We start from the raw sequence: 3,832 nt of genomic DNA, 5'->3' as shown, positions 1-3,832 counted from the left end.
ACAGCCCCCAATCTGCTCAAAACGCACAACGAAAATCACCATCCAGAGCCATCAATACCAGCCTGCGAGCCCAAAATCAGGCAGAAAGGTCTTCAATCAACGGTTCTTCGATCACTCCAGGTCCAATCAATCGACCATTTCTGATCCGTCAGATCGCCTCGTGCCATGCCTGTTCTCTCTGCCCGTTATCCCACAGCCAGAAAATGAATCAGACCTTGCCCCAGACCGATAGGTCTTTTGTCAACGTTCCCTAGATCAAGACGATGCTTTATGTGAGAACCTCAGAGCAGCTGGATATCAGCAGGCGGCTCGATTTAGCATGCCATCCTACCAGAGGCGTTTCAGCGAAATGTATCGTACAATTCTCTCATCCACTCAGAACTGAAAGATTTGACCTTTGATGCGCCTCGGACATCTTAAATATGCTCGCCGCCGTAAAAACTCAGTGCAAACATTTTTAACCTGCCTGAGCAGTGTAGGAGCTTTAACTCTCAGTGGGTGTAATACCCTGCCCGACAGCGGTCCTACAGAAAGCAAGGTGCTGGAAGCTGCGCGATCGCAACAGCTTAATCCACTCGGCTTCCATATTATATCGGTAACACCTCAGGTGGCAGGTATCCTGTCCGCTGAAATCCCACCCCTGATTTCCAGCCTTGATACAGCGTCCTCATCCCCATCTCGGAACGACCGAATTGGCGCAGGCGATGTTCTGACGATTACCATTTTTGAATTAGGAAGCGGTCTTTTTGCTCCTACAGGAGGTCAGGCTGCTCCCGGTGCTGCGCCAGGACCTTCTGCGAATGTGACCAACCAGAATCTTCCTCCTACGCAGGTGGAAACAGATGGCACCATTAATATTCCCTATGTCGGACGCCTGCACGCTGCCGGATTAACGCCGCAATCACTTGCGGAAATTATCCGGGGCAATCTGAGCGGAAAATCCCAAAACCCGCAGGTCATGGTGCGCATATCAAGCGATATCGCTAATACAGTAATCGTTTCAGGTGAAGTTCATCATCCAGGACGAGTTGTCTTGAGCACAGCTCAAGAACATTTATCGGATGTTGTAGCCATAGCAGGAGGTGCCGTTTATCCCCCAGAAGACTCTCATGTCGAACTGGTACGCGGCGACAAAGTCGGGGCAACAGATTTGGGCACACTAGAATCTTTCCCACAAGAAGATATCCATGCTCATCCTGGAGACCGGATTCACGTTATTTATCAACCTCGCAGCTACACCGTCTTCGGCGCAGCAGGGGCGCAAGCCACGGAAACCCCCTTTAAATCCCCACATGTTTCTCTTGCCGAAGCACTGGCGCGCGTTGGCGGACCGAACGATAATCGTGCTGACCCAAATGCAGCCTTTCTTTTCCGTTTTGAAGATCCCATTGCAGCGAAACAACTTGGTCTCGATACGCCTCCTACACCTCAAGGCATACCAGTCGTCTACCAGATCGACATGATGAACCCGAGCAGCTATTTCCTTGCTCAGCGCATTCCCATGAAAACAAAAGATGTTTTACTGATAGCCAATGCAAAGACGAACAAATTCTACAAATTTGATCAACTAATCAGCACGCTGATTAGCCCTGCAATTACCGCAGCTTACGTAGCCCACTAAGTGATACATGAGGCCCTTCTCAAAGGGCCTCATACGCGGAAATGGCCGCGCTAATATCTTCATGATATTGAGTGAAGGTACCATTCGCAATAAGCGCTGCGCGGTTACACGTATCACGCATAAAACCCATATCGTGAGATACAAGAATCATAGCCCGATCTTTGCGCTTTACGAAAAGCTCTTCCTGGCAACGCTTATGAAAGCGTGCGTCGCCGACCATGATAACCTCATCAATTAGATAGCAGTCAAATTCAATCACAATTGAAAGCGCAAACGCCAAACGTGCGCGCATACCCGAGGAATAGGTCTTAACAGGTTCAGCCAGTTGTGCCCCGAGTTCTGCGAAGTCATCAACGTACGCCCGAGTAGCTGAATAATCCAAGCCATAGATTCTACAGATAAATCTTAGATTATCTAAGCCACTTAGACTCCCCTGGAAGGCCCCGCCAAATGCCAGCGGCCAAGAGATTGACATTGTCCGTTCAATACGACCGCTCGTCATAGGTTCAACACCGCCTATAAGGCGAATAAGCGTAGATTTTCCAGCACCATTCCGGCCGAGCACTCCAAGCTTCTCGCCTGGAGCAAGCTGAAAATTTACCTTATTCAGAATCCTGCGACGCCCATGCGCGGATGGATAATCCTTAGTAACATCTATGCAACGTAACACAGTCTAATCCACCTCAGGTGAGCTTATGCTCTCGCGCACCACTGATCAGCAATACGATCATCAGATACACACTGAATGTCGCAGCAAATACCACTGCGACATTAGAAAGTGCGTGCGGATAAGCAGCATAATCTGGCAAATTAGGCTGTGTAATTTCATCAAGATAAAGAAGTTGACGATCAGCTTGAAGCTTAGCAGCGGCTACAGCACTATCGGCAGCAGAAACCTCTTTTTCAAGAAGCGTTCTCTGGAAGACCAGATCTTCATACCCGCTAATCTTGGGCACAAAAGATGTATCCGAACCAGTTATTTTAGTTTCCGTATTCTTGATTTCCGCTTCCAAAGCAACAATACGACGTTTATGTACCTCTATCAGAGGACTTTTGGGAGTGGAGCGCTGTAACTGTGCAAGCTCAAGCCTCGTCGTGATCAACATAGTTTGAAGGCTAGCAATATCCTTCAAAACAGGTTGAGACTGCTGCGCTGGATTAAGCATAGCAATTTCATTGCGATATAAATCAATCTTTTCATTGACGACAGACAATTTCTCCAACGTCGCATGCAACTCATGGGATGACGCTGCAATCGTATTGGCTCGCTGGCGAGTATTCATGTCATTAACCAAATTTTCCGCCGAATTCAGGAGAGCCCTAGCTAATCTCTGGGAATCATTGGCATTGAACGTTCGAACCTGAAGTATTGATACACCTGTCGTGGTATCCAACTCTGCCACAACATGTTTCTTGTAATATTGATAAAAATGCTCAAAGGTGTGCCCAGAATAGAAATTCGGAAACCTTGCTAGCGCATCGGCAATAGGTGTGTCATAAACACTTTTTAAATTTTGCGTTCGCACCAGAAGCTGCGCAGCATCACGTGACGTTACATATGCTTGAACGGCATAGGTATCTTCGCTGGCCCCTCCGCCACCGCCCTCTAGCAGACCTGCCAACATCAGATTCGGCTGGTTATTTTGTCCTCGTACGACGAACTCGGCCTCTGAGACATATTGAGGTGTCGCTAAAAAGGCATAATACGCAGCTGACAACAAAGTGGGCAGAATAACGCCAATGCAAAGCCCAAGATTACCGCGCACCCAAGCATTAATACGCGGCATCTTGCTCTGAGCAAGACGTATGTGATTTACGGGAGGGGTATCGTCCACTGGCACCTGTTTCATAACTCTACGCCTTGCCCGAAACTGATGCATCAGGCAACTCTCCAAGAAATAAATAAATTTGAAAAAGTCCAGCCGATAAGGCTAGGTCGCGTTGACAAAAAAATTAATCCAGACCTTGCGACTGCGATATGGGGAAGCTCAAGAAGGACAAGGCTGTCTTGTCGTATCGAGTGGCAATTCGGCGCATCTGTTTGAGGTGGTTGAACATCCGCTCGATGCGGTTGCGGTCCCTGTAACGCCGCCAGTCTGTTTTCTGTGGGGGGCGTGGCGGCCTTTTCGTGAGGGAATAACCGGCAGAATCCCGTGGGCCAGCAGATTCTGGCGGAAACTGTCGCTGTTATAACCCCGATCGGCCAGCATG

3 protein-coding genes and 1 pseudogene are annotated in these 3,832 nt (G+C 48.7%); 1 reads left to right on the top strand and 3 read right to left on the bottom strand.

Annotated features, from left to right (window positions below; translation table 11 throughout):
- Window positions 1-400 precede the first annotated feature (400 nt).
- A complete protein-coding gene (locus HKD27_RS16115) occupies window positions 401-1,621 on the top strand; it encodes a polysaccharide biosynthesis/export family protein (protein ID WP_194690202.1) in 1,221 nt (406 codons plus the stop codon).
- Between the two features lie 19 nt (window positions 1,622-1,640).
- Here the strand turns inward: HKD27_RS16115 and HKD27_RS16110 are convergent, their stop codons facing one another.
- The 3 genes and pseudogenes from HKD27_RS16110 to HKD27_RS16860 all read right to left on the bottom strand — a co-directional run.
- Complete coding sequence (locus HKD27_RS16110) at window positions 1,641-2,291, bottom strand: ABC transporter ATP-binding protein (RefSeq protein ID WP_194690203.1); 651 nt, start codon at window positions 2,289-2,291, stop codon at window positions 1,641-1,643.
- Window positions 2,292-2,304: 13 nt separating this feature from the next.
- On the bottom strand, window positions 2,305-3,471 hold the full coding sequence (locus tag HKD27_RS16105; RefSeq protein ID WP_228518606.1) for a capsule biosynthesis protein: 1,167 nt from the start codon (window positions 3,469-3,471) through the stop codon (window positions 2,305-2,307).
- A 138-nt stretch (window positions 3,472-3,609) separates the two neighbouring features.
- Window positions 3,610-3,832, bottom strand: a pseudogene (locus HKD27_RS16860) (hypothetical protein); the annotation flags it as partial.

Source organism: Gluconobacter sp. R75690 (assembly GCF_015244525.1).
Lineage (GTDB): Bacteria > Pseudomonadota > Alphaproteobacteria > Acetobacterales > Acetobacteraceae > Gluconobacter > Gluconobacter potus.
Note: the sequence above shows the minus strand (reverse complement) of the source record. Positions and strands in the feature narration are given on the sequence as shown.

Coding starts and splice junctions, on each gene's coding strand:
- HKD27_RS16105 (WP_228518606.1), bottom strand. CDS start 3,471: ATGAAACAGGTGCCAGTGGACGATACCCCTCCCGTAAATCACATACGT.
- HKD27_RS16115 (WP_194690202.1), top strand. CDS start 401: ATGCGCCTCGGACATCTTAAATATGCTCGCCGCCGTAAAAACTCAGTG.